Genomic DNA, 26,622 nt, shown 5'->3' with positions numbered 1-26,622 from the left:
AATCGGGAATCGGGAATCGGGAATCGGGAATCGGGAAAAGCGTAGCGCCCTCACTCGCCATTCCGGTGCAGCCGCATCCGTCTTGCTTTTCGCGACGGCCGAACTGGACCCCGGCCTGCGCCGGGATGACGGTTGACAGGCGACCTGCTAACGCGCCGCTGCCTTTCCGAATCTCCAATCCCGAATCCCGAATCCCGGCTCCACTATCATGTCGCCATGACCACGCTCTTCATTTCCGACCTGCACCTCGATCCGGAGCGCCCGGACATCACCCGCTTGTTCGCCGGGTTCCTCGACGGCGAGGCGCGCGATGCCGACGCGCTCTACATCCTCGGCGACCTGTTCGAGTCCTGGGTCGGCGACGACGACCCGTCGGAAGCGGGCGCCCTGGTGGCGGAGAAGCTGAAGGCCCTGTCCGACAGCGGCGTGCCGGTGCTGTTCATGCACGGCAACCGCGACTTCATGCTCGGCCGCGACTACGCGCAACGCGCGGGGATGACCCTCCTGCCCGATCCGGCGGTGATCGTGCTGTACGGCGAACCGGTCCTGCTGATGCACGGCGACCTGTTGTGCACCGACGACGTCGCCTATCAGCAGGTCCGCGCGCAGACCCGCGACCCGGACTGGCAGGCGTACATGCTGGCCCAGCCGCTGCCGGCGCGAGTCGCCTTCGCGCAGCAGGCGCGCGCCTCCAGCCAGGCGCGCCACGGCGAGCTGCGCGAGGCCGGCACCATGGAGACGATCACCGATGTCTCGCCGCCGACGGTGGCCGAGACGTTCGCCCGCTTCGGCGTCGACACCCTGATCCACGGACATACCCATCGCCCCGCCATCCACGAACTCACGGTCGCGGGTCGTGCCCGCCGGCGCATCGTGCTCGGCGACTGGTACACGCAGGGGTCGGTGCTGCGGGCATACCCCGACGGCCGCCGCCAGCTCTCCTCTCTGTCGTAGAGCCGAGCTTGCTCGGCTACTCTCGGTGCGCGCTCCGGGTGGCGAGCAGCGGAGCGAGCTCCGCTCTACCGGGTAGGTTGCGCGGGCGAGGCGGACAGTTGCCGCAGCGCGTCCAGCTCCGCGTCGCTGAAGCCCGCGGCGCTGCGCGCATCCAGGTTGAACGGCCCGTGCAGCACCGCGCGCGCGTATTCGGCCAGCAGTGCGCGGAACGTCGGTTCCGGATCGATGCCGGCGCGCGCGCAGAACCAGCGGAACCAGCGGCTGCCGGCGGCGACGTGGGCGACCTCCTCGCGCAGGATCACCTCGAGGATGCCGGCTGTCTCGTCGTCGCCCAGCGCGCGCAGCTTCACGATCATGCCCGGGGTGACGTCGAGCCCGCGCGCTTCCAGCACCCGCGGCACCAGCGCCATCCGCGCCAGGCCGTCGTGCGCGGTCATCGTAGCCATCTCCCACAGGCCGTTGTGGGCGTCGAAGTCGCCGTAATCGAAGCCGAGCGCGCGCAGGCGCCCGCGCAGCAGCGAGAAGTGGCGCGCCTCGTCGCGGGCGATCGACACCCAGTCGGCGTAGTACTCGCGCGGCAGGCCGCGGAAGCGGTAGGCGGCGTCCCAGGCCAGGTCGATGGCGTTGAACTCGATGTGCGCGATCGCGTGGATGAACGCGGCGCGTCCCTCGGGCGTGCCGAAGCCGCGCCGGGGCAGGTCGCGCGGGTGCACCAGCACCGGCCTGGCGGGGCGGCCGGGCATGCGAATGGGCTCCGGCGGCGGAACGCCGGTGTCGATCGCCAGTTCGCCGCAGGCGAATGCGTCCGCCGCGGCGAAGGTCGCGGCGATCTTGTCCCCGGGCGCTGCGGCGTCGAGACAGGCGCGGGCGTGCCGGAAGATCGAGTCGCTGGTCACGCGTCTAGGGCCCGTCGACGCTCATGGCGCACGGGACCTGCGGCGGCGTGGCGAGGAAGAGCGAGGGCACGGCGTGACCGGAAAACCGTGGCCGTTCGAAGGCTGCGTGACGCGGTCGCGACTTCCGTCGCTTCCACAACAACGGATCTCCGCACCGCTCACGAGGCGATGCGCCGCTTCCGCTTGGCCTCGTCCGAGCGCAGCTGCTGCAGGCGCTCGAAGTACCCGGGCTCGATGCCGGTGACGTACTCGCCGCTGAAGCAGGAACTGTCGAAGCGGCGACCGGGAAACTTCGGGCCGGCGACGGCGATCTCCAGGTCGGCGAGATCCTGGTAGATCAACCAGTCGCAGCCGAGGAACTGCTCGATCTCCTTCTCCGTGCGGCCGTTCGCCACCAGCTCGTCCACGGACGGCATGTCGATGCCGTAGATGTTCGGATGGCGGACCGGCGGCGCGGCCGACGCCAGGTACACCTTGCGCGCGCCGGCGTCGCGCGCCATCTGCACGATCTGCTTGGAGGTGGTGCCGCGGACGATCGAATCGTCGACCAGCAGCACCACCCGGCCGCGGAACTCCAGCGGGATCGGATTGAGCTTGCGCTTGACCGACTTGGCGCGCTCGCCCTGCCCCGCCATGATGAAGGTGCGGCCGACGTAGCGGTTCTTGATGAAGCCCTCGCGGTACTTCACGTCGAGCACGTTGGCCAGTTCCAGCGCCGAATCGCGCGAGGTGTCGGGGATCGGGATCACCACGTCGATGTCGTGGTCGGGGCGTTCGCGCAGGATCTTCTCGCCCAGGGTCACGCCCATGCGCATGCGCGCCTTGTGCACCGAGATGTCCTCGATCATCGAGTCCGGACGCGCGAAATAGACGTACTCGAAGATGCACGGCGCGCGCAGCTGCGGTTCCGCGCACGGCCGGCTGTGCAGTTCGCCGCGGGCGGTGACCACGATGCCCTCGCCCGGCGCGACGTCGCGCAGGCGCTCGAAGCCGAGGATGTCGAGCGCCACCGACTCCGACGCCACCGCGTACTCGTCGCCGGCCTCGGTGACGCGGCGGCCGAGCACCAGCGGGCGGATGCCGTGCGGGTCGCGGAACGCCACCAGGCCGAGCCCCAGCACCGTGGCGACCGCGGCGTAGCCTCCGGTCGAGCGCCGGTGCACGCCCTCGATCGCCTTGAACGCGGCCTCCGGCGTCAGCGTGCGCTCGCGGTCGAGCTCGTGCGCGAACACGTTCAGCAGCACCTCGGAGTCCGACTCGGTGTTGATGTTGCGGCGGTCCTCCTCGAACACTTCCTGCCGCAGCGCGTCGGTGTTGATCAGGTTGCCGTTGTGGGCCAGGGCGATGCCGTACGGCGAATTGACGTAGAACGGCTGGGCCTCGTCCAGGCCCTCGCTGCCGGCGGTGGGATAGCGGCAGTGGCCGATGCCGACGCGCCCCTCCAGCAGGCGCATCGCCTTGTCGTCGAACACGTCGCGCACCAGGCCGTTGCCCTTGTGCACGCGCAGCTGGCTGCCGTTGGCGGTGGCGATGCCGGCCGCATCCTGCCCGCGGTGCTGCAGCACCGTCAGGCCATCGTAGAGCGCGGCCGCGACTTCAGTGGTTCCGACGATGCCGACGATGCCGCACATGGATATTCCGCCTGTTGCTGTGGGAGTGGACCGGCACGTCGCTCCGCGACGGCACCGCTCCGGTCTGACGGACCCGATATCGAGGCCCGTCCCGGCCGGATCAAGCGCTGCGCCGCCCGGCCTGCGAAACGCGCCGTCCGCGGCGCGCGGGAATCGTCCGCTACGGGTGCGAGCGCACCATGCCCGCGACGCCGGTCTTGCCCTGCAGCTGCGCCTTCAGCCGTTCGGCCTCGGCGCGGCTCAGCACCGGGCCGGCCTTGACCCGGGTCAGCGTGCCCTTCTCGGTGGCGACGGTATCGGTGAACGCCGTGAACCCGGCGCCACGCACCCGGTCGCGCAGCGCGCCGGCGTCGACCGCGTTGCTGAACGCGCCGAGCTGGACCACGAACCCGACGTCCGGAGCCGCCGCCGGCACGGCGGGCGCCGGTGTCGGCGCCGCGGCAACCGGCGCAGGCGCGGTGGCCGATGCCGCCGGCGCGGCGGACCGTGCGGGCGTCGCGTCGAGCGCGACCACGCGCGCGTCGTTGCTGCCGACCTGCGCGGCGCGCAGGCGCACCGTCTCGGCCTCGGCACGGGTGGCGTAGGGACCGATCCGCACCCGCCACACCTGCTTGCCGGAGACGGTCGCGGTGCTCCGCTCGGCCGGCAGTTGTTCGCCGCGCAGCCGGTTGACCACGGTGTCGGCGCTGACGCTGCTGCCGTAGCTGCCGAAATGCACGACGTAATCGCCACCGGCAACGGTGGCCGGCAACGCCGGCGCGGACGCGGCTTCCGCTTCGGCCGATTCGACCTCCGAAGCCAGGTCGGCGGCATCCGGGTGCGGCGCGTCGGCGGTATCCACGGTCGCCAGTTCGTTTCCGTCCGGGCGTGCCTGCATGCCGACCGCACCGCCGTCCGGCGCATCGCCGGGGGCCAGCAGCGGCAGGTCGCGGGTGACGGTCTCGCCGCGGGGCTCGTCCGGCAGCTCCAGCGGCAGGTCGGAGACGCCACTGTCGGGCGCCGGACCCTTGACCAGCATCGGCAGGAAGATCACCGCCAGCGCGATCAGCACGGCGGCGCCGATCAGGCGCTGTTTCAGTCCGGAATCCATCGACTCGTTCGCGAACGGGGGCGTGCGGATTATACGCCGCATGCCGCGGCGACTTCTTAATGCCCGCCCTGCAACGCCACCAGCGCGGCCGCCGCCGTGCGGAAGGAACCGAACGCCAGGATCCGGTCCCCGGCCCGGGCCTCGGCGCGTGCGACCGCCAATGCCTGCGCGACCCCGGCATGGCGCGCAGCGTCGTCGGCGGCGGTGCCGGCCAGGCGCGCCGCCAAGGCCTCCGCATCGAGCCCGCGTGCGCCGGCCTGCGGCAAACCGGCCAGGTGCCAGGCGTCCACCCCCCCGGCCAGCGCCGCGACGACGCCGGCCACGTCCTTGTCCGCCAGCGCCGCGTAGACCGCGAACGTCCGCCCCGCCACCAGCGCACTGCGCAGCCAGGCCGCGAGCTCGCGCGCGGCCTGCGGGTTGTGGCCGACGTCCACCACGATCTCCACCCCGTCGCGGACGAACGCCTGCAGCCGCCCCGGCGCATGCGCCGAAGCCACGCCCTGCGCGAGCGCGGCCTTCGGCAGCGGCCGCCGCAGCGCGCGCAGCGCGGCGATCGCGGTGGCGGCGTTGCGCAGCTGGGCGGGCGCCGACAGGCGCGGGTTGGGCAGCTCGATCTCGTAGCCGATCTCGCGCCAGCGCCAGTGCGCGGCATCCACCGGCTCGAAGAAGAAGTCGCTGCCGGCGCGGATCGCGGACGCCCCGATCGCATAGGCGTGGCCGAGCACGCTGGAGGGCGGATCATCCTCGCCCAGCACCAGCGGTTTCCAGGCGCGGGCGATGCCGACCTTCTCGCGACCGATGGCCTCGCGGTCGTCGCCCAGCCAGTCCTGGTGGTCGAGATCGACGGTGGTGACCACCGCCACGTCGGCGTCGACCAGGTTGGTGGCGTCGAGGCGGCCGCCGAGCCCGACCTCGAGCACGGCCAGGTCGAGCGGTGCCCGCGCGAACAGCCACAGCGCGGCCAGGGTGCCGAACTCGAAGTAGGTCAGCGGCAGCGCCGGTGCGCCGCTCCGCGCCGCCTCGACCGCGGCGAACGCCTCGACCAGCGCCGCGTCGTCGGCATCACGCCCGTCGATGCGCACGCGCTCGTTGTAGGCCAGCAGATGCGGCGAGGTGTAGGCGCCGAGGCGCCAGCCGGCGGCGCGCGCGATCGCCTCGAGGAAGGCGACCGTCGAGCCCTTGCCGTTGGTGCCGGCGACGGTGATCACCTTTCGGGCGGGCCGCCCGAGCCGCATCCGCCCGGCGACGGCGCGCACGCGCTCCAGGCCCATCTCGATCTCGCGGGGATGTTGGCGCTCGATGTGGTCGAGCCAGTCGGCGAGCGTGCGGGGCATCGGAGGTTGCGGGTCGAGGGTCGGGAGTCGTGGACCGGCGCCTCCGGCAGGCACCACTGTGAAACGCCGCCGGCGACGCAAGCCGTCGCTATCGGACGCGGAATGCAGCCGGCCGGGCCGGCCCCGCCGCTGTCCGCTTGTTCACAGCGCCCGGTGCACGGCCTCGCCGAACAGCGGGGTATGGTGCGCGCAATCGTTGAGCCGCACCACTTCCAGCGTCTCCAGGCCGTCGCCCTCGAGCAGGTTGAGCGTGGTCGGCGCCTGGCGGAAGGTCCACAGCCGCGAGAACGGAATGCCCAGCACGCGGCACAGGATCACCCGGTTGACCGCGTCGTGCGCCACCACCAGCACCGTGCCGTCGGCACCCAGCCCGTCGCAGGCGCGCGCCAGCGCCGGCCATGCGCGGTCGAACACGTGCTGCAGCGACTCGCCGCCGTCGGGCATCAGCACGCTGTCCGGGAACTCGCGCCAGGCCTGCAGGCGATCCGGATCGCGGTCGCGGATCTCGCTGGCCAGCAGGCCTTCCCAGCTGCCGTGGGCGATCTCCAACAGGCCGGGATCGGTCTGCAGCAACGCTCTTCGCTCAGGACCGAGCGCAAGCTGCGCGGTGCGCTGCGCACGCGACAGGGACGAAGCGACGGCGCGGTCGATGCGCACCTCGCGCAGGCGTGCACCGAGCGCCTCGGCCTGGGCTTCACCGACCGGGGACAGCGGAATGTCCTCCCTGCCCTGGTAACGGCCTTCCGCGTTCCAGGGCGTCTCGCCGTGACGGGCCAGCAGAATTCTCATCGTTCGCGGTCTCCCTCGTTCGAAACCGGCGGGCACGCCGCGGCCGGCGCAGGGTAGCAGACCGCCCGGTGCCGGAGGCGCGCTGCCCGCCGCCGATGCCCGGAACGACCCGCACCGAGAGCGTGACGCCCGACCGGCGCCCGCGCGAACGCCGTCACGCTACAACGCATGCCCGGGGCTTTCCCCATGACAAGCCCCCGCTGTGCTTCGACAATGGATTTGCCGCGCAGCTTCGGCGGCACACCTCAACGAGGAGGGAAATCCCATGCGCAACAAGATCGCCCTGGGCCTGGCCCTGGCGGCAACCGTCGTGGTCGGCGCGGCCTTCGCCGCGGTCGGTCCCACCGGTCCAGGCCAGTTCTACTACTACCTGGACGACAACGGCGCCGTGGTCGGCTACCAGGCCATCCATTGCGACGGCACCAAGGAGGCCTGGGGCAAGTTCACCCGGAACTACGCCGACGGCTACTTCATCTGCGATCCGGAGATCTAGAAGCCCGACGGACCGCGGCACCGCGAGCGGACCGCTGTCCCGCCACGTCAACCATTGCAGGAGCACAGACATGCGCAAGAAACTTATGATCGTCCTCGGCCTCGCCGCCGCGCTGGCCACCGGACTGGCGATCGCCAAGCATCGCAACGGCGACATGGGCGTCTATTTCGACGACCAGGGCAACGTCGTCGGCTCTTTCGTCGTCAGCTGCGACGGCGTCTTCAGCTACCAGGGCACACGCACCAGCAACTTCGTGGTCAACGGGCAGCTGTTCTGCAACCGTCCCTGACGGTCCTGGTGCAAACGAAAACGGCGGCCTACGGCCGCCGTTTTTCATCGTGCGATCCGCCGCACCCAAGCGCGCCTATGGCGCCAGATCCAGCTCTTCCAGCAGCCGCGGCGCCGGATACACCTCCTGCATGATCCAGCGCAGGTAGCGCTGGTCCACCGAGATGGTGCGCGTCATCGCCGGGTCGAAGACCCAGTTGGAACTCACCGACTCCCAGTTCATGTCGAACAGCAGGCCTGTCAACCGGCCGCGCGCATCGAGCACCGGCGACCCGGAATTGCCCCCGGTCACGTCGAGGTCGGAGAGGAAGTTCACCGGGACCGTGCGCAGCCGCCGGTCGGCCAGGCCGCCGTCGCGCCCGGCCTCGACCGCATCCAGCAGCGCCTGCGGCGCGTCGAAGGGCTCCTCGCCGGTCGCCTTCCGCGCCACTTCCTCCAGGCGCGTGAACGGCTGCTGCGCCTGGCCGTCGAGCTTGGTGTAGCCGGTCACGTTGCCGAACGTGATCCGCAGCGAACCGTTGGCGTCGGGATACACATGGCGGCCCTGGGCGTGGCGGTGGTCGGCCACCGCCTGCAGGTAAAGCGGCCGCGACCGCAGCTCGTCGCCGGCACGGGCCTTGCGCTCCAGTTCCTGCTTGAGCATCGACGGCGTCACCGCGACCGCGTAACGGATCGCGGGATCCCGGCTGTTCTCGAACGCATCGCGATCGGCGGTCAACCAGCGCATGCGCTCCTCCGGGTTGACCAGCCCGGTCCTGGCGAGATCGTCGAGCGCGCGTTCGATCGCGTCGTCATCGCCGCCGCCGAGCCAGGCGTCGATGGCCTCGTCGCGCTGCTCCTCGGGCAGCGCCACGTACTGCTGCAGCCAGTAGCGCTGCAGGATCCGGTCCATCTGCGGGTGATAGCGCCGCTCCATCTGCTCCAGCGAGCCCTTGATCCGCGGCTGGTCGCGCTCCTGGTAGCCCGGCTCGCGGTCGCCGTCGGGATTGCTGCGCTCGATCGCGTTGCGGTACAGCGTCATCGCCACGCCGATCGCACCGAGGCGGTGGAACTGGCCGGTCACCAGGTCGCGATCGCGGGTGGCGCGGCCTTCCTCGACCAGTCGCTCCAGTTCGGCATGGGCGTCGAGCGCTGCGCGGCCGGCCTCGCCCTGCTCCCGCAACCAGGCCAGCACCGCCCCCTCTTCCGCCCGCTTGCTGGCCGCCGCGTCGATCCTCGCGAAACCCTCCAGTTGGCCGTCGTAGTTCTTGGACGTGTTCTTCCACCCGCCCACGGTGCTGGCGTACTTGACCGCGATCTCCGGATTCTCGCGGCCTTCCGCTTCGACCAGGGCCAGCAGCGCCTTGTAATGACGGCTGATGGTGGGGTAACTCCACTGCGCGACCTGCTCGAATTCGCTCGTCAGCGCGTAGCGATTGGTGGTCCCGGGATAACCCGCCGCCATGACGAAGTCGCCCTCGCGCAGCGGACGGTCGGCGAATCTCAGCCAGCGCGGCGGCTGGTAGGGAACGTTCTCCTCGGCATGGTCGGCCGGGCCGCCGTCGGGCCCGACGTAGGCGCGGTAGAAGGCGAAATCGCCGGTGTGGCGCGGCCACATCCAGTTGTCCACTTCGCCGCCGAAGTTGCCGACGCCGCCCGGCGGCGCGTACACCAGCCGCACGTCGCGGATCTCCAGGTTGCGGAACAGGCGGTAGCGGTTGCCGCCGGAGAAGCTGTACAGCCGGCAGCGGTATCCCGGCTGGAACTCGCAGTTGGCGATCAGCCGCTTCTCGACGTGCTCCAGCGCCCGCGCCCGTCCGATCGCGTCCGGCGCCGCGCCGATCGCCCGCTCGACCTGGTCGGTGACATCGATGATCGAATCGAGCACGTAGATGCGCGCATTGGGGCCGGCGCTCAACTCGTCCTCGCGGGCGGCGGCGTTGAAACCGTCGCGCATCAGGTTGTTCTCGGGCGTGGAGTTGAGCTGGATCGCGCCGTAGGCGCAGTGGTGGTTGGTGACCACCAGCCCCTGCGGCGAGACGAAGCTCGCGGTGCAGCCGCCGAGCGAGACCACCGCCCCCATCGGATCGCCGCGCAGGTCGGCCAGTTGCTCCGGCGGCAGCCGCAGCCCGGCCTTCTTCAGCGGCCCGCCGATCTCGGGCAGCTGCTGCGGCACCCACATCCCCTCCCCGGCCCGTGCGAGGCCGGCGGCGGCCAGGAGCAGTGCGGCGGCGATCGACATTGGGCGCATGCGGTGTCCTCGGAGCGGCGGATCGGGAGGCCGAAGTCTAACGGCCGCGGCCGTTCTCTGCCCGTGCGGCGGACCCACCCGCCCTGCGGGCGGTGCCCGGGCGCGAACGCGCGGCGGCGTATAATTCCGCCTTGTTTTCGGATGACGGACGCAACGATGCAGCCGACGAGCCAGCGTCAAACCACCATGCGCGCGCTGGTCAAGCGCGAGGCCGCCAAGGGCATCTGGATGGAGGAGGTGCCGGTCCCGAGCCCGGGGCCGAACGAGGTCCTGATCAAGCTGGAGAAGACCGCGATCTGCGGCACCGACCTGCACATCTACCTGTGGGACGAGTGGAGCCAGCGCACGATCAAGCCCGGCCTGGTGATCGGCCACGAGTTCGTCGGCCGCATCGCCGAGATCGGCCCGGGCGTGAGCGGCTACCAGCTCGGCCAGCGCGTCTCGGCCGAGGGCCACATCGTCTGCGGCCACTGCCGCAACTGCCGCGCCGGCAAGCAGCACCTGTGCCCGAACACCGTCGGCATCGGCGTCAACCGCGACGGCGCCTTCGCCGAGTACATCGTCATGCCGGCGAGCAACCTGTGGCCGATCCCCGACCAGATCCCCAGCGAGCTCGCGGCGTTCTTCGATCCGTACGGCAACGCCGCGCACTGCGCGCTCGAGTTCGACGTGGTCGGCGAGGACGTGCTGATCACCGGCGCCGGCCCGATCGGCGTGATGGCCGCCGGCATCTGCAAGCACATCGGCGCCCGCAACGTGGTGGTCACCGACGTCAACGACTACCGCCTCAAGCTGGCCGCCGACATGGGCGCCACGCGCGTGGTCAACGTCGCCAACGCCTCGCTCGGCGACGTGATGGCCGACCTGCACCTGGAAGGCTTCGACGTCGGCCTGGAGATGAGCGGCAATCCGCGCGCCTTCAACGACATGCTCGGCGCCATGTACCACGGCGGCAAGATCGCCCTGCTCGGCCTGCTGCCCAAGGGCGCCGGCGTGGACTGGGACCGGATCATCTTCAAGGGGCTCACCATCCACGGCATCTACGGCCGGCGCATGTACGAGACCTGGTACAAGATGACCCAGCTGGTGCTCTCGGGCTTCCCGCTGGGCAAGGTGCTCAGCCACCAGCTGCCGGCCGAGGAGTTCCAGAAGGGCTTCGACCTGATGGAATCCGGCAAGTCGGGCAAGGTCGTGCTGAGCTGGAATTGATGAAAGCCGAGATTCGGGATTAGGGATTGGGGATTCGCAAGAGTCCGGCCGCTTTCCCGTCAAACGAATCCCCAATCCCCAATCCCCAATCACGAACCCCTGCCATGTCCCTGACCCAGCGCTACACCGACACCCTCGACGAGATCCGCGACCAGGGGCTGTTCAAGTCCGAACGGATCATCACCTCCCCGCAGTCGGCCGAGATCCGGCTCGAGGACGGGCGCACGGTGCTCAACTTCTGCGCCAACAACTATCTCGGCCTGGCCGACCACCCCGACCTGGTCGCGGCGGCCAAGGACGCGCTGGACACCCACGGCTTCGGCATGGCCTCGGTGCGCTTCATCTGCGGCACCCAGGACCTGCACAAACGGCTGGAGCGGACCATCGCCGACTTCTTCGGCACCGAGGACACGATCCTCTACGCCGCCTGCTTCGACGCCAACGGCGGCCTGTTCGAGCCGCTGCTGGGCGAGCAGGACGCGGTGGTCAGCGACGCGCTCAACCACGCCTCGATCATCGACGGCGTGCGCCTGTGCAAGGCCAGGCGCTACCGCTACGCCAACGCGGACATGGCGGACCTGGAGCGGCAGCTGCAGCAGGCCCGCGCCGACGGCGCGCGCACCGTCCTGATCACCACCGACGGCGTGTTCTCGATGGACGGCTTCATCGCGCCGCTGGACGAGATCACCGCGCTGGCGAAGCGCTACGAGGCGCTGGTCCACATCGACGAGTGCCACGCCACCGGCTTCCTGGGCGCGACCGGCAGGGGCTCGGCCGAGGTAAAGGGGGTGATGGACCGGATCGACATCTTCACCGGCACCCTGGGCAAGGCCATGGGCGGCGCGCTCGGCGGCTTCACCACCGCCAGGCGCGAGGTGGTCGAACTGCTGCGCCAGCGTTCGCGCCCGTACCTGTTCTCCAACTCGCTGCCGCCGCACGTGGTCGCGGCCGGGACCAAGGCGTTCGAGATGCTCGATGCGGCCGGCGACCTGCGCGAGCGGCTGGTGGCGAACACCGGGTACTTCCGCGAGCGCATGCGCACCGCCGGCTTCGACCTCAAGCCCGGCACGCACCCGATCTGTCCCGTGATGCTGTACGACGCGCCGCTGGCGCAGCGCTTCGCCGAGCGCCTGCTCGAGGAAGGCATCTACGCGATCGGCTTCTTCTTCCCGGTGGTGCCCAAGGGCCAGGCGCGGATCCGCACCCAGATCTCGGCGATCCACACCCGCGCGCATCTCGATACCGCGATCGAGGCGTTCACCCGGATCGGACGAGAACTGGGCGTTCTGAGGCGCTGACTGCGCCGCTGCGCTGCGCCGCAGCGGCGGCGCGCATCGGCTGAAGCGCCGTGCGTGGCGGTGTTTACCGCGGATCAGTTCCAGGAGGCGCAGCTTCGGCTTCGGCCGGCACCGCTTCCGGATCGGGGACAGCGGGCAGAACCACGCCGACCTCGCCGCCCACGGCCGTCGCATCGTCGGGCAAGACCACCGCCGCCGCGGGCTTCGGCGCGCCGCGCGCGATGCGCACCCCGCGCGCCTTCATCCATGCATCGAACTCGTCGGCGGTCATCATCTTGCCGTTCTGGCTCATGTCGAAGCGCCACGGCGTGTTGTCGTGCTCGGTCTTCGGCTTGTAGACCGAAGGGTCCAGCGGATCGACCACCGTCGGCGCCGGCATCGCGCTGGCGACGTTGCGGCAATCCTCGATGCGCAGCCGCAGCAACACCTGGTCGACCGACTGCGCCTCGTCATAGGCATGCGACAGCACCCCGCCGTGCGCGCCCAGGCGATAGCTGGGGGCGGCGAGCTCCGGCGACAGCGGCGCCAGCACCGTCGGCTGCAGCGGCGTCGACGGCACCGAGCTCGGCGTTCTCGAACAATCGGCCGCATGTCCGAGCGCAGGCGCGGCGAGCACGAACAGAAGCATTGTGGCGGCGCGCATGCGCGATTTCCCCGTCGGTCGTTGCGCAGGAGTGTATGCGCCTCAGGTTTCGCTCACAAGCCGCTGTTTCGACAGGAACGCATTCATTTGGCGCGTCGCACGTTCGCGGATGCGGACGCGATAAAAACGAAGCCCGGCACAAGGCCGGGCTTCGTGTCTTGCGAAGATGATTGTCCGATCAGTTCTGGACGTTCATCTCGGTACGGCGGTTGCGCGCACGGCCTTCCGGATTGTCGGAGCCATCCGGGTTGGTGTTCGGCGCGATCGGGCGGCTCTCGCCGTAACCGGTCGGGCCCACCAGGCGGCTGGCATCGATGCCATTGCTGGTGATGTAGTCGTACACGGCCTGGGCACGGCGCTCGGACAGGCCCTGGTTGTACTCATCGCTGCCTACCGAGTCGGTGTGACCGGCGATTTCGACGCGCAGGTCGGGATAGCGACGCAGGATCTCGATGGCCTCGTTCAGGATCGCCACGGCGTCGGGACGCAGGGTCGACTTGTCGAAGTCGAAGTTCACGCCACGCAGGTCGATGGTGACCGGAACCGCGCAACCATCCGGACCGACGGTGGTGCCCGCCTGGGTGTCGGGGCAACGGTCGTCGCAGTCGTTGACACCGTCGCCGTCGCTGTCGCGATCGGCGCAGTTGTCGACCGGCGCCGGCGCCGGGGCGACCGGGGCGACCGGCTCCGGACCCAGCGGGATCACCACGCCGACCGAGGCCAGCACGTCGCCGAACCAGCTCTCTTCCTGGTTGTGCGGGTAGCCGCCCCAGTCCTGAGCGCCGTTTGCGGCGAAGCTGTCGTCGTTGAAGTCGGCGCGATAGGCCACTTCGGCACGAACGGCCACGCGCTTGTCGAACGTGGTCTGCAGGCCGAGGCCGACCTTGGCGGCGAAGTTGCCGTCCTCATTCTCGCCAGGCGAGTCCGGGTTCGGGAAGGCGTCGTACTCCTCCTCGCTGCGCTGGTAGCCGACGCCGAACAGCGCATACGGGTTCCAGCCACGGCCTTCGGAGATGAAGTGGCGGCGGAAGTCGATCGAGACGCCGTACTGGCTCCAGTTCAGGTCACTGTTACCACCCGGGACCCCACCGTCGATGTTGGGGTTCTGGTAGTTGAGCTCGCCGTCGATGGACCAGACCGGGCTGATGAACTTGCCCAGGCCGATCGTGGCCATCGGCACGTCGTCGGTACGACGGTCATCGTCCTGGAAGTTGAAGCCCACCGAACCGGTGATGTACCAGCGGTCGTCGAACTCCTGCGCGTTGGCCGCCTGGGCCAGGCCCAGACCTCCCAACAACGCGGCACAGAGGAGTTTCTTTTTCATTCGTTCAGCTCCTTGATCAAGGGGGAAAGCGTGACTGCACCTTTCTTAACGAGGCCGCAGGTCGCGCGCCTTCGTAGAATAGCCTAGGGTCAGCCGTGTGAAGACGCTGTTAACGCTAGCATAACAGTTACCGGCCGCCAAGCAATATGAACCCTCTCCCGTTCAGCAACGGTAGAGGTCGAGGAACTCCGAAACCGGCAGCGCATCGAGGGCGCCGGGCGCGGCCGCCAAGGCCATCAACCGGTCGGCCTGGTCCGCCGCCAGGTGCGCGCGCAGCGCCGCCTCGCACTTGGCCATCAGCACCGGGATGCCCTCGGCACGGCGGTTGCGGTGGCCGATCGGGTAATCGATCGACACCCGCTCGGTGGCGCTGCCGTCCTTGAAGAACACCTGCACCGAATTGCCGATGTAGCGCTTTTCCGGATCGAAGTAGTCCTGGGTGAACCGGGGATTCTCGCGGACCTCCATGCGGTCGCGCAAGGCGTCGATGCGGGGATCGGCGGCGACGTCGTCGTTGTAGTCGGCGGCGGTCAGGCGGCCGAAGATCAGCGGCACCGCGACCATGTACTGGATGCAGTGGTCGCGGTCGGCATAGTTGGCCAGCGGACCGGTCTTGTCGATGATGCGCACGCCGGCTTCCTGGGTCTCGATGACGATCCTCTCGACCTGGTCGAGGCGGTCGGCGACCTGTCCGTGCAGGGCCATCGCGCACTCGACCGCGGTCTGGGCGTGGAATTCGGCCGGATAGCTGATCTTGAACAGCACGTTCTCCATCACGTAACTGCCGAACGGCCGCTCGAACCGGAATTCCCGGCCCTGGAAGGCGATGTCGTAGAAGCCCCAGGTCTTGGCCGACAGGGCGCTCGGGTAGCCGACCACCCGCTTGTGCGCGGCGTTGATGGCATGGATCACGGCGCGGCGGCAGGCGTCGCCGGCGGCCCAGCTCTTGCGCGGCCCGGTGTTGGGGGCGTGGCGGTAGGTCCGCAGCACGCCGTTGTCGATCCAGGAGTGGGAAACCGCGTTGACGATCTCCTCCTTGCCGCCGCCCAGCATGGCGGTGCTCACGGCGGTCGAGGCCAGCCGCACCAGGATCACGTGGTCGAGGCCGACCCGGTTGAACGAGTTCTGCAGCGCGTAGACGCCCTGGATCTCGTGCGCCTTGATCGCCCAGCCGAGCACGTCGCGCACGGTGATCGCCTTGCCCTCCTTGCGCGCCTGCCAGTCGGCGACGGCCAGGATCGCGCCGAGGTTGTCCGACGGGTGGCCCCACTCCGCCGCCAGCCAGGTGTCGTTGAAATCGAGCCAGCGCACCAGGGTGCCGATGTTGAAGGCCGCCTGGGCCGGGTCGAGCTCGAACTTCGTGCCGGGGACGCGCGCGCCGCCGGCGATCTCGCCGCCCGGCACCAGCGGACCCAGGTGCTTCACGCAGTCGGGAAACTTCATCGCCAGCATCGCGCAGGCGAGCGAGTCGAGCAGCATGTAGCGCGCGGTGTCGTAGGCCTCCTCCGAGTCGATCCGGGTATCGATCACGTAGTCCGCGATGTCGACCATCGGCTGGTCGGGGCTGGGACGGGTGGCGGAGCGGATGTCGGAATGGCTCATCGGGCGGACTCGCGGGGAAATGAACCGGCTATTTTGCATTGCCGGGGAACGAGAAACTAGGAACGAGAAACGAGTGGAGCAGGTCATCCCTCTCGTTTCTCGTTCCTCTTCACTCGTTCCTCGCTTCCCAAGGCGGGTTTTCGCCGAACCTCTCGGCCAGGAAGTCCACGAACGCCCGCACCCGCAGCGGCACCAGCCGCCGCTGCGGCATGAGCGCATGGATGCCGGTATCGGCGATCGGGTGGCCCGGCAGCACCACCTGCAGCCGGCCGGCGCGCAGGTCGTCGCAGACATGCCAGACCGAGTGCATGGCGATGCCGAAGCCGGCGACCACCGCGTCGCGCAGCACCTCGCCGTAGTTGCTCTCGAAACGGCCGCGTACCCGCACCGTGGTCCTGCCGCCGCGACCGTCGCCCAGGTGCCAGAGGTCCTGCCGCCCGCGGCTGCCGACCAGCAGCACGCAGTCGTGCCGCGCCAGGTCCTCCGGAGCGTCGGGGACGCCGCGCCGGCGCAGGTAGGCGGGCGAGGCGCACAGCACGCGCCGGTTGGTGGCCAGGCGACGGGCGACCAGGCTGGAATCGTCGAGCGCGCCGATGCGGATGGCGACGTCGTAGCCGGCGCTCACCAGGTCCTGCTCACGATCGTCGAGGTCGATGCTGAGCCGGATCGCGGGATGCCGTTCCAGGAACTCCGGCAGCAGCGGCGAGACGTACTGGCGCCCGAACGAAGCCGAGGTGGTGACCCGCAGGTTGCCGGCGACCTCGGTGCCGGCCTGGCGCAGCCCGCCGGTCAGGGTTTCCAGGTCCTCGACCAGCACCCGGCCCTGCTCGGCCAGCACCGCGCCTTCCGGGGTCGCGTGCAGGCGCCGGGTGCTCCGGTGCAGCAGGCGCACGCCGAGCGCCTGTTCCAGCCGCTGCAGGCGCTGGCTGGCCAGCGCCGGCGACAGGTCCAGGCTGCGCGCGGCGGCGCTGATCGAGCCGAGGTCCAGCACGCGCAGGAACAGGGCGATGTCGTCGATGCGATCCATCTATTTTAAATGATTCGTTTAAAGTGATTCATCATAACCCCTGTTTCTGCAGAAGACGCGACACCCTAGGCTGCGCCCTCCTCCATCGCGTCGCCTCCATCATGTCCGTCCTGCAAGCCGCCGCACGGCCGCGCACGCCGCCGGCGCTCTATGCGCTCACCGCCGGCGCCTTCGGCATCGGCGTCACCGAATTCGTGATCATGGGCCTGCTGCTGGAAGTCGGCACCGACCTGGGCGTGTCGCTATCCGCGGCGGGCCTGCTGATCTCCGGCTACGCCCTCGGCGTGGTGGTCGGCGCGCCACTGATGACGGTGCTGACCGGTCGCTGGCCGCAGCGGACCACGCTGCTGGCGCTGATGGCGATCTTCACCCTCGGCAATCTCGCCTGCGCGCTCGCGCCTTCGTACGGCCTGCTGATGGCGGCGCGGGTGCTGACCGCATTCGCCCACGGCACGTTCTTCGGGGTCGGCTCGGTGGTCGCCACCGGCCTGGTGCCGCCCGAGCGCCGCGCCTCGGCGATCGCGATCATGTTCACCGGGCTGACCGTCGCCACCGTCCTCGGCGTCCCGCTCGGCACCTGGCTTGGGCAGGCGCTGGGCTGGCGCGCCACCTTCTTCGCGGTGACCGCCATCGGAATGATCGCGCTGGCGGTGCTCGCCCGCTACCTGCCGCGCACCGCCGCGCCGCCCGGGCCCGGCGACTGGCGCGCCGACCTGCGCGCGCTGGCGCGCGGACCGGTGCTGCTGGGGCTGCTGACCACGGTGCTCGGCTTCGGCGGCATGTTCGTGGTGTTCACCTACATCGCGCCGATCCTGACCCGGGTCACCGGGTTCGGCGACGCCGCGGTCTCGCCGATCCTGCTGGTGTTCGGCGGCGGGCTGGTCGTCGGCAACCTGGTCGGCGGCAGGCTCGCCGACCGCCGGCTGGTGCCGGCCGTGCTGGGCACCCTGCTGCTGCTGGCGGCGGTGCTGGGACTGATGACCTTCGCGCTGCACGACAAATGGCTGGCCGTGGCGTTCGTCGGCCTGCTCGGCGCCGCCGCCTTCGCCACCGTGCCGCCGCTGCAGATGTGGGTGCTGTCCCGGGCCGAAGGCGCAGGGCAGAGCCTGGCCTCGAGCTTCAACATCGGCGCCTTCAATCTCGGCAACGCCCTGGGCGCATGGCTGGGCGGCCAGGCGATCGACCGCGGCCTGGGGCTGCAGTCGCTGACCTGGGTGGCGGCGCTGGTGCCGCTGGCCGCGTTCCTGGTGGCGCTGTGGGCGCTGCGGCTGGATCGCCGCCACGCCGCTGCGGCGACGCCGCGGCAGGCACCTTGCGCCGAAGGCGCGGGCTGCTAGGGCCCATCAACAGGCCCCATTCCCTTCTCACGGAACCGCAACCGGAGTTTCACCATGGAATATCGTTTTCTCGGCGCCTCGGGCCTCAAGGTGCCGGCGCTCGGTTTCGGCGTCGGCACGTTCGGCGGCAAGGGGGCGCTGTTCTCGGCTTGGGGCAGCACGGACGCCGCGGAGGCCACGCGGCTGATCGACATCTGCCTCGACGCCGGCGTGAATTTCTTCGACACCGCCGATGTGTATTCCGACGGCGCCTCCGAATCGATCCTCGGCGCCGCGATCAAGGGCCGCCGCGACCGCGTGCTGCTGTCGACCAAGACCGGCCTGCGCGCCGGCGACGACCCGAACGCGGTCGGCGCCTCGCGCTTCCACCTCGTGCGCGCGGTGGAGGATGCCCTGCGCCGGCTGGGCACCGACTACATCGACCTGCTGCAGCTGCACGCGTTCGACGCCCGCACCCCGGTCGAGGAAACCCTGTCGACGCTCGACGGACTGGTGCGCGCCGGCAAGGTCCGGTACCTCGGCGCCTCGAATTTCTCCGGCTGGCAGCTGATGAAGTCACTGGCCGCGGCCGATCGCCTCGGTACCCCCCGCTACGTGGCCAACCAGGCCTACTACTCGCTGATCGGCCGCGACTACGAATGGGAACTGATGCCGCTCGGCATCGACCAGGGGCTCGGCGCCGTGGTCTGGAGCCCGCTCGGCTGGGGCCGCCTGACCGGCAGGATCCGCCGCGGCCAGCCGCTGCCGGAAGGCAGCCGTCTGCACGACACCGCCGGCTTCGCGCCGCCGGTCGACGAGGAACGCCTGTACCGGGTGGTCGATGCGCTCGATGCCGTTGCCGAGGAATGCGGCAAAACGGTGCCGCAGGTGGCGCTGAACTGGCTACTGCGGCGCCCGACCGTGGCGACGGTGCTGGTCGGCGCCCGCAACGAGGCGCAACTGCGGCAGAACCTCGGCGCGGTCGGGTGGGAACCGACGCCGGAGCAGGTCGCACGGCTCGATGCCGCCAGCACGGTGACGCCACCCTATCCCTACTACCCTTACTGGAACGGGCAGTTCGCCGAACGCAGCCCGGTGCCGGTCTGATCCTTCCCCAACGGAGTTCCGCCATGAAAGCCGTCGCCCTCACCCGCTACCTGCCCATCGACGATCCGCAATCGCTGGTCGACGTCGAGCTGCCCAGGCCGGAGGCCGCCGGACACGACCTGCTGGTGCGGGTGGAGGCGGTGTCGGTCAATCCGGTCGACACCAAGGTGCGGGCGCCGAAGCCGCAGGTGGAGGACGCGCCGAAGGTGCTGGGATACGACGCCGCCGGCGTGGTCGAGGCGGTCGGTGACCAGGTCGCGCGCTTCAAGCCCGGTGACGCCGTGTACTACGCCGGCGACATCACCCGCCCCGGCAGCAACGCCGAGTTCCAGCTGGTCGACGAGCGCCTGGCCGGCAGCAAGCCCGGGGCGCTGGATTTCGCCGATGCCGCGGCACTGCCGCTGACCGCGCTCACCGCCTGGGAACTGCTGTTCGAGCGCATGCCTTATGCATTCGACGGCGGCGGCGAAGGCAGGACGCTGCTGGTGATCGCCGGCGCCGGCGGCGTCGGCTCGATCGCGATCCAGCTGGCGCGGCTGGCCGGCTTCACCGTCATCGCCACCGCCTCGCGCCGGGAGACGATCGACTGGTGCCGGAAGCTGGGCGCGCACCACGTGATCGACCATCGCCAGCCGCTGGCCGAGCAGATCGGCCAGCTCGGCTTCGATCACGTCGATGCCGCGATCAACCTCGCCGACACCGACCGCTACTGGGAGCCGCTGGGCGAACTGCTGGCGCCGCAGGGACATGTCGGCCTGATCGTCGAACCCGAAGACGCCTTGAAGATCGGCGATCCCTACAAAGCCAAATGCATCGGCATCCACTGGGAGATGATGTTCGCGCGCGCTCTCTTCCGCACGCTCGACATGGGCGAACAGGGCCGGATCCTCGATCGCGTCGGCGAGCTGGTCGATGCCGGCAAACTGCGCGGCACCCGCAGCGAGACGCTCGGCAGGATCGACGCGGCCACCATGCGCGAGGCGCATCGTCGGCTCGAGTCCGGAAGCACCATCGGCAAGCTGGTACTGGCGGGCTGGTAGCCGGCAGCCTCATCGCCACCCGCACAGGTCACGTCCCGCATCGTAGAGCGGAGCTTGCTCCGCTGCTCCCGCACGTCCACCCGAACCGTTGGTTGCGCCTCCGGAAGATTCAAAGAGCAGCCGAGCGAGCTCGGCTCTACGGTCCGGGCTGGAAGTGACGGGTTGCAGGCACCGCTGGCGGCCTGCCGGTATGGCGCCGTGGCGAAACCGCCCCGGTCATGGCATCGTGCGCGCTCCGTACGCCGGCGTATCTCGCATGCCCGTTGCCGCCCCCGCCTTCTCTCTCGCCGCCGGACAATATCCGCATCTGCTGGCGCCGCTCGACCTCGGCTTCACCACGCTGCGCAACCGCGTGCTGATGGGTTCGATGCATACCGGGCTGGAGGATCGCGCACGCGACTTCCCGAAGCTCGCGGCCTATTTCGCCGAACGCGCCGCCGGCGGCGTCGGCCTGATCGTCACCGGCGGCTTCTCGCCCAACATCGCCGGCTGGCTGAAGCCGTTCGCCGGCAAGCTGAGCTGGCCGTGGGAGGCGCACAAGCACCGCCAGGTCACCGACGCGGTGCATGCGCACGGCGCCAAGATCTGCCTGCAACTGCTGCACGCCGGGCGCTACGCCTACCACCCGTTCTCGGTGGCGCCGTCGCGGATCAAGGCGCCGATCAACCCCTTCACCCCGCGCGCGCTGGGCGCGGCCGGCGTCGAGCGCACCATCGCCGCCTACGCGCAGGCGGCGCGGCTGGCGCGCGAGGGCGGCTACGACGGCGTCGAGATCATGGGTTCCGAGGGCTATCTGATCAACCAGTTCGCCAGCGCGCGCACCAACCGCCGCGACGACCGCTGGGGCGGCAGCCTCGAGCGCCGCATGCGCTTCGCCACCGAGATCGTGGCGCGCGTCCGCGAGGCCTGCGGCGACGATTTCATCCTCGTCTACCGGCTGTCGATGCTCGAACTGGTGCCGGACGGCTCCGACTGGGACGAGATCGTTCTCCAGGCCGGGGCGATCGAGGCCGCCGGCGCGACGCTGCTCAACACCGGCATCGGCTGGCACGAGGCCCGCGTGCCCACCATCTCCACCTCGGTGCCGCGCGCGGCCTTCGCCGGCGTCACCGCCAAGCTGCGCCCGCACGTGCGGCTGCCGCTGGTCGCGACCAACCGCATCAACATGCCCGACGTGGCCGAAGCGATCCTCGCCGGCGGCGGCGCCGACATGGTGTCGATGGCACGTCCGCTGCTGGCCGACCCCGACTGGGTGCGCAAGGCGCGCGACGGCCGCGCGCAGGCGATCAATACCTGCATCGCCTGCAACCAGGCCTGCCTCGACCACGTGTTCCAGAACAAAACCGCAAGCTGCCTGGTCAATCCGCGCGCCGGCGCCGAGACCGAGCTGAACTACCTGCCGGCGAAGACCCCACGGACCATCGCCGTGGTCGGGGCGGGTCCGGCCGGCCTGGCCGCCGCCACCGTGGCCGCGCAGCGCGGGCACCGGGTCACGCTGTTCGATGCCGCCGACGAGATCGGCGGCCAATTCAACCTCGCCAAGAAGATCCCCGGCAAGGAGGAGTTCCACGAGACGCTGCGCTACTTCCGCCACCGGCTCGAGGAAACCGGCGTGCGGCTGCGGTTGTCCGCCAGGGTCGATGCGCAGGCGCTGCGCGGATTCGACGGCGTGGTCCTCGCCACCGGCGTGCTGCCGCGCGCGGTCGAGTTCGAAGGCTGCGACCATCCGAAGGTGGTCGGTTACCTCGACGTGCTGCAGGGGCGCGTGGTCTGCGGCCGGCGGGTGGCGATCGTCGGCGCCGGCGGGATCGGCTTCGATGTCGCCGAGTACCTGGTCCACGACGGCACCTCGCCGGCGCTGGACCCGCAGCTGTGGATGCGCGAATGGGGGGTCGATCCGGCGTTCGCCGGCGCCGGCGGCCTGGCGCCGCCGCGGCCGGAGCCGCCGTCCAGGCAGGTCTGGCTGCTGCAGCGCAGTGCCGGCCGCCCGGGTGCGCGGCTGGGCAAGACCACCGGCTGGATCCATCGCAGCACGCTCAAGGCCAAGGGGGTGAAGGCGCTGGGCGGGATCGAGTACCTGCGCGTGGACGACGAGGGCTTCCACATCCGCGTCGACGGCGCCGACCAGCTGCTGACGGTCGACCACGTGGTGGTCTGCGCGGGCCAGGAACCGCGGCGCGAACTGCTGGAACCGCTGCGCGCGGCCGGCACCGAGGTGCACGTCATCGGCGGCGCCGACGTCGCCGCCGAACTGGACGCCAAGCGCGCCATCGCCCAGGGCAGCCGCGTCGCCGCCGCGATCTGACCGGGGCCGGAGGCGCTGCGCCGCAGCAAGTGCCTGATACGGATCGGGATTCCGATCAAGCCATCGCGGCCTCCCTATTCAGGGATGGTTCGGAAAGCGCCCGTTACCGTGCGCGCACCTTCCCCGCCGGGCTGAATGCGGCGGGCCCGGCCAAGGCGGATCCCCGCCAGGCCGCCGGGGCGAAAGCGCCATAGAGCCGCTGCCCTTCTTGTCGCGAGCCATCGCGAGTCGCACCCCGGCGCGGGTGCACCCATTCGCCATGCCGGATCCATGACCACACCGCTGCCGAAGCGGTGCGGGAGGAGCGGCGCAACGGAGCAAGGAGTCCGAACCCGATGAAGCTGGACTGGATCCTCTGGCTGGCCTCGATCCTGCCGCAACCCGCGGCCGATTCGCTGTGCCTGAGCACCACCCTGTACCTGGAAGCGCGCGACCAATCGCCGCGCGGCCAGCAGGCGGTGGCCGAGGTGGCGCTGCGCCGCCAGGAAAGCGGCCTGTGGGGCGACTCGATGTGCGAGGTGGTCACCGCGCGCAAGCAGTTCGCGCCGGGCATCGTCTCCCCGCGCACGCGGCTGCGCAATGCCGACGCGTGGTCGCGCGCGGTGACCATCGCGATCGAGTCCGAGCGCAACTGGGCGCTGCCGGCCGGCGAGCGCAAGGAGATCGTGCCCGGCGCCAGCCACTTCCTCGCGCACAACATCGCCAGCCCGAGCTGGCGCAACGCCTACCAGGTGGCGACCATCGGCGATCACACCTTCCTGCGGGTGCAGAAACTCAAGCCGCGTGGGTCGTAGTGGATGCATGCCCGCCACGGAAGAAGGCCGCGCGATGCGCGGCTTTTTTATGGCCGGCGATTTCCGGCCTTGGTCGTTCACGGCGCTCCGCGTTCTGAAAAGAGGCACCATTGGTGCTCCGCTGGCTCACGCGCGGCGAACGTGCAGCCGCACGCAGCAGACCCAAGAACAAAGCGCAATACGGGAACCGGCCAGGCTTGGGCGGCTTGTTGCAAGGGCGGAAGATCCCTTCTCCCGCTTGCGGGAGAAGGTGGCGCGAAGCGCCGGATGAGGCGCTTTTGATTTCCCGCCAAAAGCGCCCTCACCCCATCCCCTCTCCCGCAAGCGGGAGAGGGGCGTTGATGTCATGCGGGAGCCGTCTCGTCGGAGTCGACATGATCTGATGACTCCATCGGATCACGAACGGCGGTTTATGGGGACGAACTCGCGGTTCTCCGGGCCGGTGTAGTTGGCGCTGGGACGGATGATCTTGCCGTCGATGCGCTGTTCGATCACGTGCGCGGCCCAGCCGCTGGTGCGGGCGATCACGAACAGCGGCGTGAACATCGCCGTCGGCACGCCCATCATGTGGTAGCTCACCGCGCTGAACCAGTCGAGGTTCGGGAACATCTTCTTGACCTCCCACATCGTCGACTCCAGGCGCTCGGCGATGTCGTACATCTTCGTGCTGCCCTGCTCGATGGACAGCTCCTTCGCCACCTGCTTGATCACCTGGTTGCGCGGATCGCCGACGGTGTAGACCGGATGTCCGAAGCCGATGATCACCTCCTTGCGTTCGACGCGGGCGCGGATGTCGGCCTCGGCGTCGTCCGGCGTCTCGTAGCGCTTCTGTATCTCGAACGCGACCTCGTTGGCGCCGCCGTGCTTGGGCCCGCGCAGCGCCCCGATCGCGCCGGCGATGCACGAGTGCATGTCGCTGCCGGTGCCGGCGATCACGCGCGCGGCGAAGGTGCTGGCGTTGAACTCGTGCTCGGCGTACAGGATCAGGCTGGTGTGCATCGCCCGCACCCAGGAAGTGCGCGGCTTTTCGCCGTGCAGCAGGTGCAGGAAGTGCCCGCCGATGCTGTCGTCGTCGGTCTCCACCTCGATCCGGCGGCCGTTGTGGCTGAAGTGATACCAGTACAGCAGCATCGAGCCGAGCGACGCCATCAGCCGGTCGGCGATGTCGCGCGCGCCGGGATGGTTGTGGTCGTCCTTCTCCGGCAGCGCGCAGCCCAGCACCGACACGCCGGTGCGCATCACGTCCATCGGGTGCGCCGACGGCGGCAGCTGCTCGAGCGCCGACTTCAAGGCGGCCGGCAGGCCGCGCAGCGACTGCAGCCGGGTCTTGTAGGCTTCCAGCTCGGCCATCGTCGGCAGCTTGCCGTGCACCAGCAGGTAGGCGATCTCCTCGAACTCGCTGGTCGTGGCCAGGTCGAGGATGTCGTAGCCGCGGTAATGCAGGTCGTTGCCGCTGCGGCCGACCGTGCACAGCGCGGTGTTGCCGGCGGCGGTGCCGCTCAGCGCGACCGATTTCTTCGGCTTGAACCCGGCGGGGCTGGTTGGGGTATCGCTCATCTGTCGTCTCCTTGGCGTTGCACCGCGGATCCCGCCGCGGCGCTATCGGAAATCGGTGGCTGCGCTAGGGCCGCAGCGGCATCTTGAAGCCGACGTGGCTGGGCTCGAATCCGAGCCGTTGATAGAAACGGTGCGCATCGCCGCGCGAACGGTCGGAAGTCAGCTGCACGATGCCGGCCCCGGACGCCCGGGCAACGTCCAGCACGTGGCGCAGCAGCCGCTCGCCCATGCCCTGGCCGCGGCAACGGCTGGCTACGCGGATGCTTTCGAGCAACGCGCGGGTCGCACCGTTGCGGCTCAGCCCGGGCACCAGGGTGATCTGGCAGACCGCGTTCGCGCCCTGCGCGTCCTCGCCGACGACCAGGCGCTGGTTGGGATCGCGCTCGATCGCTTCGAAGGCCCGGACGTAGTGCGACGCGAACGGATCCTGCGCCGATTCGCGCGCAGCCCCCAGCGGATCGTCCGCCAGCATGGCGACGATCGCCGGCAGGTCGTCGCGGACCGCGTCGCGGAAACGGACCTCCATCAGCGCTTGGCCGCGAACAGCGCATCCAGCCGCTGCTCGTAGGCGTGGTAGCCGATCCGTTCGTACAGTTCGTCGCGGGTCTGCATGCCGTCGACGACGTTCTTCTGGTGGCCGTCGCGGCGGATCGCGGCGTAGACGTTCTCGGCGGCACGGTTCATCGCCCGGAACGCCGACAGCGGGAACAGCTGGATCGCCACGCCCGCCGACGCCAGCTCGTCGCGGCTGAACAACGGCGTGGCGCCGAATTCGGTGATGTTGGCCAGCACCGGCACCTGCACCGCATCGACGAAGCGCCGGTACGTGTCGAGGTCGTACGCCGCCTCGGCGAAAATACCGTCGGCGCCGGCCTCGACGCAGGCGACGGCGCGTTCGATCGCCGCGTCCACGCCGTCGACGGCGATGGCGTCCGTGCGCGCGATCAGGAAGAAGTCCGGATCGGTCTTCGCGTCCGCCGCGGCCTTGACCCGGTCGGCCATCTCGCCGGCGCTGACGATCTCCTTGCCGGGACGGTGCCCGCAGCGCTTGGCGCCGACCTGGTCCTCGATGTGGCAGGCGCCCGCACCGGCCTTGATCAGCGACTTCACCGTGCGCGCGATGTTGAACGCGCTCGGGCCGAAGCCGGTGTCGATATCGACCAGCAGCGGCAGGTCGCAGACGTCGGTGATGCGGCGCACGTCGACCAGCACGTCCTCGAGCGTGTTGATGCCGAGGTCCGGCATGCCCAGCGACCCCGCGGCGACGCCGCCGCCGGACAGGTAGATCGCGCGGTAGCCGGCGCGCTTGGCCAGCAGCGCATGGTTGGCGTTGATCGCGCCGATGACCTGCAGCGGCGACTCCGCCGCAAGTGCGGCCCGGAACGCCGTGCCGGACGATGGGATGGTCATTGGAGCCTCCGTGACGCTGCGCATGCGCGCAACGCTGCATTTTAGCGCAGGCGGCCGCATGCCACCGGCCGTCGCCGCCCCCAACCGGGGTGCTCGGCAGCGCCGTTGCGGTCGGCGCCCGTGACCGCATGGGCAGCGCTGGAAGCCCTGTGGTAGTCCGCACGCCCCCGCGCCCATACGCCTGCCGCGGCCGCCAGCGGTTTGACATTCGCGTGTCCGGCACGGACGCTGCGGCCACCCGGCAGTCCCCGCCGTGTTCTCGGTGTCCGCGATGCGCCTTCCGCT

At 70.0% G+C, this 26,622-nt stretch carries 23 protein-coding genes; 10 read left to right on the top strand and 13 right to left on the bottom strand.

Features of this window, described 5'->3' with window-relative positions; genetic code table 11:
• The first annotated feature begins 216 nt into the window (after positions 1–216).
• Positions 217–954 carry a UDP-2,3-diacylglucosamine diphosphatase gene (lpxH, locus tag U3649_RS08145; protein WP_407354337.1) on the top strand — a complete coding sequence of 246 codons (738 nt, stop codon included), beginning with the start codon at positions 217–219 and terminating at the stop codon, positions 952–954.
• 65 nt (positions 955–1,019) lie between these two features.
• Here the strand turns inward: lpxH and U3649_RS08140 are convergent, their stop codons facing one another.
• From U3649_RS08140 to U3649_RS08120, 5 genes are all read right to left on the bottom strand, one after another.
• Positions 1,020–1,850: a ferritin-like domain-containing protein gene (locus U3649_RS08140; protein ID WP_407354336.1), complete on the bottom strand. Its 831-nt coding sequence runs from the start codon at positions 1,848–1,850 to the stop codon at positions 1,020–1,022.
• Between the two features lie 158 nt (positions 1,851–2,008).
• The gene (gene purF, locus U3649_RS08135) at positions 2,009–3,481 is read right to left on the bottom strand and encodes an amidophosphoribosyltransferase (RefSeq protein ID WP_407354335.1); all 1,473 of its coding nucleotides are present in this window, start codon (positions 3,479–3,481) and stop codon (positions 2,009–2,011) included.
• 160 nt (positions 3,482–3,641) lie between these two features.
• Complete coding sequence (locus U3649_RS08130) at positions 3,642–4,571, bottom strand: SPOR domain-containing protein (protein ID WP_407354334.1); 930 nt, start codon at positions 4,569–4,571, stop codon at positions 3,642–3,644.
• A 56-nt stretch (positions 4,572–4,627) separates the two neighbouring features.
• Positions 4,628–5,905, bottom strand: coding sequence for a bifunctional tetrahydrofolate synthase/dihydrofolate synthase (gene folC / locus U3649_RS08125; protein WP_407354333.1), 1,278 nt, complete (start codon positions 5,903–5,905; stop codon positions 4,628–4,630).
• 141 nt (positions 5,906–6,046) lie between these two features.
• Positions 6,047–6,694 (bottom strand): histidine phosphatase family protein, encoded by a 648-nt coding sequence (locus tag U3649_RS08120; protein ID WP_407354332.1) that lies wholly within the window; start codon positions 6,692–6,694, stop codon positions 6,047–6,049.
• 265 nt (positions 6,695–6,959) lie between these two features.
• On the opposite strand from U3649_RS08120, the gene U3649_RS08115 reads away from it, so the two are divergent.
• Together U3649_RS08115 and U3649_RS08110 are read left to right on the top strand one after the other, a co-directional pair.
• On the top strand, positions 6,960–7,187 hold the full coding sequence (locus U3649_RS08115) for a DUF6289 family protein (RefSeq protein ID WP_407354331.1): 228 nt from the start codon (positions 6,960–6,962) through the stop codon (positions 7,185–7,187).
• A 70-nt stretch (positions 7,188–7,257) separates the two neighbouring features.
• Complete coding sequence (locus U3649_RS08110) at positions 7,258–7,476, top strand: DUF6289 family protein (protein ID WP_407354330.1); 219 nt, start codon at positions 7,258–7,260, stop codon at positions 7,474–7,476.
• A gap of 75 nt (positions 7,477–7,551) precedes the next feature.
• Here the strand turns inward: U3649_RS08110 and U3649_RS08105 are convergent, their stop codons facing one another.
• Positions 7,552–9,705, bottom strand: coding sequence for a S46 family peptidase (locus U3649_RS08105; RefSeq protein ID WP_407354329.1), 2,154 nt, complete (start codon positions 9,703–9,705; stop codon positions 7,552–7,554).
• Between the two features lie 186 nt (positions 9,706–9,891).
• On the opposite strand from U3649_RS08105, the gene tdh reads away from it, so the two are divergent.
• Positions 9,892–10,914, top strand: coding sequence for an L-threonine 3-dehydrogenase (gene tdh, locus U3649_RS08100; RefSeq protein ID WP_407354575.1), 1,023 nt, complete (start codon positions 9,892–9,894; stop codon positions 10,912–10,914).
• Between the two features lie 104 nt (positions 10,915–11,018).
• Complete coding sequence (gene kbl / locus U3649_RS08095) at positions 11,019–12,212, top strand: glycine C-acetyltransferase (protein WP_407354328.1); 1,194 nt, start codon at positions 11,019–11,021, stop codon at positions 12,210–12,212.
• 64 nt (positions 12,213–12,276) lie between these two features.
• On the opposite strand, the gene U3649_RS08090 is transcribed toward kbl, so the two are convergent.
• The 4 genes from U3649_RS08090 to U3649_RS08075 form a co-directional block, all read right to left on the bottom strand.
• Positions 12,277–12,855 carry a hypothetical protein gene (locus U3649_RS08090; protein ID WP_407354327.1) on the bottom strand — a complete coding sequence of 193 codons (579 nt, stop codon included), beginning with the start codon at positions 12,853–12,855 and terminating at the stop codon, positions 12,277–12,279.
• Between the two features lie 178 nt (positions 12,856–13,033).
• Positions 13,034–14,179, bottom strand: a complete 1,146-nt coding sequence (locus tag U3649_RS08085) for an OmpA family protein (protein WP_407354326.1) — start codon at positions 14,177–14,179, stop codon at positions 13,034–13,036.
• Between the two features lie 162 nt (positions 14,180–14,341).
• On the bottom strand, positions 14,342–15,781 hold the full coding sequence (locus U3649_RS08080) for a bifunctional 2-methylcitrate dehydratase/aconitate hydratase (RefSeq protein ID WP_407354325.1): 1,440 nt from the start codon (positions 15,779–15,781) through the stop codon (positions 14,342–14,344).
• A 109-nt stretch (positions 15,782–15,890) separates the two neighbouring features.
• A complete protein-coding gene (locus U3649_RS08075; protein WP_407354324.1) occupies positions 15,891–16,808 on the bottom strand; it encodes a LysR family transcriptional regulator in 918 nt (305 codons plus the stop codon).
• A 101-nt stretch (positions 16,809–16,909) separates the two neighbouring features.
• On the opposite strand from U3649_RS08075, the gene U3649_RS08070 reads away from it, so the two are divergent.
• The 5 genes from U3649_RS08070 (at position 16,910) to U3649_RS08050 (ending at position 23,370) form a co-directional block, all read left to right on the top strand.
• The gene (locus U3649_RS08070; RefSeq protein ID WP_407354323.1) at positions 16,910–18,145 is read left to right on the top strand and encodes an MFS transporter; all 1,236 of its coding nucleotides are present in this window, start codon (positions 16,910–16,912) and stop codon (positions 18,143–18,145) included.
• Positions 18,146–18,199: 54 nt separating this feature from the next.
• Entirely contained in the window at positions 18,200–19,231 is a 1,032-nt protein-coding gene (locus U3649_RS08065; RefSeq protein ID WP_407354322.1) for an aldo/keto reductase, read from the top strand.
• A gap of 23 nt (positions 19,232–19,254) precedes the next feature.
• Positions 19,255–20,271 (top strand): zinc-binding alcohol dehydrogenase family protein, encoded by a 1,017-nt coding sequence (locus tag U3649_RS08060; RefSeq protein ID WP_407354321.1) that lies wholly within the window; start codon positions 19,255–19,257, stop codon positions 20,269–20,271.
• 256 nt (positions 20,272–20,527) lie between these two features.
• Positions 20,528–22,576: an FAD-dependent oxidoreductase gene (locus U3649_RS08055; RefSeq protein WP_407354320.1), complete on the top strand. Its 2,049-nt coding sequence runs from the start codon at positions 20,528–20,530 to the stop codon at positions 22,574–22,576.
• A 335-nt stretch (positions 22,577–22,911) separates the two neighbouring features.
• On the top strand, positions 22,912–23,370 hold the full coding sequence (locus tag U3649_RS08050; RefSeq protein WP_407354319.1) for a cell wall hydrolase: 459 nt from the start codon (positions 22,912–22,914) through the stop codon (positions 23,368–23,370).
• A 396-nt stretch (positions 23,371–23,766) separates the two neighbouring features.
• Here the strand turns inward: U3649_RS08050 and prpC are convergent, their stop codons facing one another.
• The 3 genes from prpC to prpB all read right to left on the bottom strand — a co-directional run bounded on the left by prpC (position 23,767) and on the right by prpB (position 26,337).
• On the bottom strand, positions 23,767–24,927 hold the full coding sequence (gene prpC / locus U3649_RS08045; protein WP_407354318.1) for a 2-methylcitrate synthase: 1,161 nt from the start codon (positions 24,925–24,927) through the stop codon (positions 23,767–23,769).
• A gap of 64 nt (positions 24,928–24,991) precedes the next feature.
• Positions 24,992–25,453: a GNAT family N-acetyltransferase gene (locus U3649_RS08040; RefSeq protein ID WP_407354317.1), complete on the bottom strand. Its 462-nt coding sequence runs from the start codon at positions 25,451–25,453 to the stop codon at positions 24,992–24,994.
• On the bottom strand, positions 25,453–26,337 hold the full coding sequence (prpB, locus tag U3649_RS08035) for a methylisocitrate lyase (protein WP_407354316.1): 885 nt from the start codon (positions 26,335–26,337) through the stop codon (positions 25,453–25,455). Before prpB ends, U3649_RS08040 begins: the two co-directional genes overlap by 1 nt.
• Positions 26,338–26,622: the final 285 nt, after the last annotated feature.

Source organism: Luteimonas sp. R10 (assembly GCF_045689605.1).
In the GTDB taxonomy this organism is placed as follows: domain Bacteria; phylum Pseudomonadota; class Gammaproteobacteria; order Xanthomonadales; family Xanthomonadaceae; genus Luteimonas.
Note: the sequence above shows the minus strand (reverse complement) of the source record. Positions and strands in the feature narration are given on the sequence as shown.

Excerpts from the sequence above, each read along its gene's own strand:
- lpxH (WP_407354337.1), top strand. The coding sequence starts at position 217 with ATGACCACGCTCTTCATTTCCGACCTGCACCTCGATCCGGAGCGCCCG.
- purF (WP_407354335.1), bottom strand. The coding sequence starts at position 3,481 with ATGTGCGGCATCGTCGGCATCGTCGGAACCACTGAAGTCGCGGCCGCG.
- U3649_RS08130 (WP_407354334.1), bottom strand. The coding sequence starts at position 4,571 with ATGGATTCCGGACTGAAACAGCGCCTGATCGGCGCCGCCGTGCTGATC.
- folC (WP_407354333.1), bottom strand. The coding sequence starts at position 5,905 with ATGCCCCGCACGCTCGCCGACTGGCTCGACCACATCGAGCGCCAACAT.
- U3649_RS08120 (WP_407354332.1), bottom strand. The coding sequence starts at position 6,694 with ATGAGAATTCTGCTGGCCCGTCACGGCGAGACGCCCTGGAACGCGGAA.
- U3649_RS08115 (WP_407354331.1), top strand. The coding sequence starts at position 6,960 with ATGCGCAACAAGATCGCCCTGGGCCTGGCCCTGGCGGCAACCGTCGTG.
- U3649_RS08110 (WP_407354330.1), top strand. The coding sequence starts at position 7,258 with ATGCGCAAGAAACTTATGATCGTCCTCGGCCTCGCCGCCGCGCTGGCC.
- U3649_RS08105 (WP_407354329.1), bottom strand. The coding sequence starts at position 9,705 with ATGCGCCCAATGTCGATCGCCGCCGCACTGCTCCTGGCCGCCGCCGGC.
- tdh (WP_407354575.1), top strand. The coding sequence starts at position 9,892 with ATGCGCGCGCTGGTCAAGCGCGAGGCCGCCAAGGGCATCTGGATGGAG.
- kbl (WP_407354328.1), top strand. The coding sequence starts at position 11,019 with ATGTCCCTGACCCAGCGCTACACCGACACCCTCGACGAGATCCGCGAC.
- U3649_RS08090 (WP_407354327.1), bottom strand. The coding sequence starts at position 12,855 with ATGCGCGCCGCCACAATGCTTCTGTTCGTGCTCGCCGCGCCTGCGCTC.
- U3649_RS08085 (WP_407354326.1), bottom strand. The coding sequence starts at position 14,179 with ATGAAAAAGAAACTCCTCTGTGCCGCGTTGTTGGGAGGTCTGGGCCTG.
- U3649_RS08080 (WP_407354325.1), bottom strand. The coding sequence starts at position 15,781 with ATGAGCCATTCCGACATCCGCTCCGCCACCCGTCCCAGCCCCGACCAG.
- U3649_RS08075 (WP_407354324.1), bottom strand. The coding sequence starts at position 16,808 with ATGGATCGCATCGACGACATCGCCCTGTTCCTGCGCGTGCTGGACCTC.
- U3649_RS08070 (WP_407354323.1), top strand. The coding sequence starts at position 16,910 with ATGTCCGTCCTGCAAGCCGCCGCACGGCCGCGCACGCCGCCGGCGCTC.
- U3649_RS08065 (WP_407354322.1), top strand. The coding sequence starts at position 18,200 with ATGGAATATCGTTTTCTCGGCGCCTCGGGCCTCAAGGTGCCGGCGCTC.
- U3649_RS08060 (WP_407354321.1), top strand. The coding sequence starts at position 19,255 with ATGAAAGCCGTCGCCCTCACCCGCTACCTGCCCATCGACGATCCGCAA.
- U3649_RS08055 (WP_407354320.1), top strand. The coding sequence starts at position 20,528 with ATGCCCGTTGCCGCCCCCGCCTTCTCTCTCGCCGCCGGACAATATCCG.
- U3649_RS08050 (WP_407354319.1), top strand. The coding sequence starts at position 22,912 with ATGAAGCTGGACTGGATCCTCTGGCTGGCCTCGATCCTGCCGCAACCC.
- prpC (WP_407354318.1), bottom strand. The coding sequence starts at position 24,927 with ATGAGCGATACCCCAACCAGCCCCGCCGGGTTCAAGCCGAAGAAATCG.
- U3649_RS08040 (WP_407354317.1), bottom strand. The coding sequence starts at position 25,453 with ATGGAGGTCCGTTTCCGCGACGCGGTCCGCGACGACCTGCCGGCGATC.
- prpB (WP_407354316.1), bottom strand. The coding sequence starts at position 26,337 with ATGACCATCCCATCGTCCGGCACGGCGTTCCGGGCCGCACTTGCGGCG.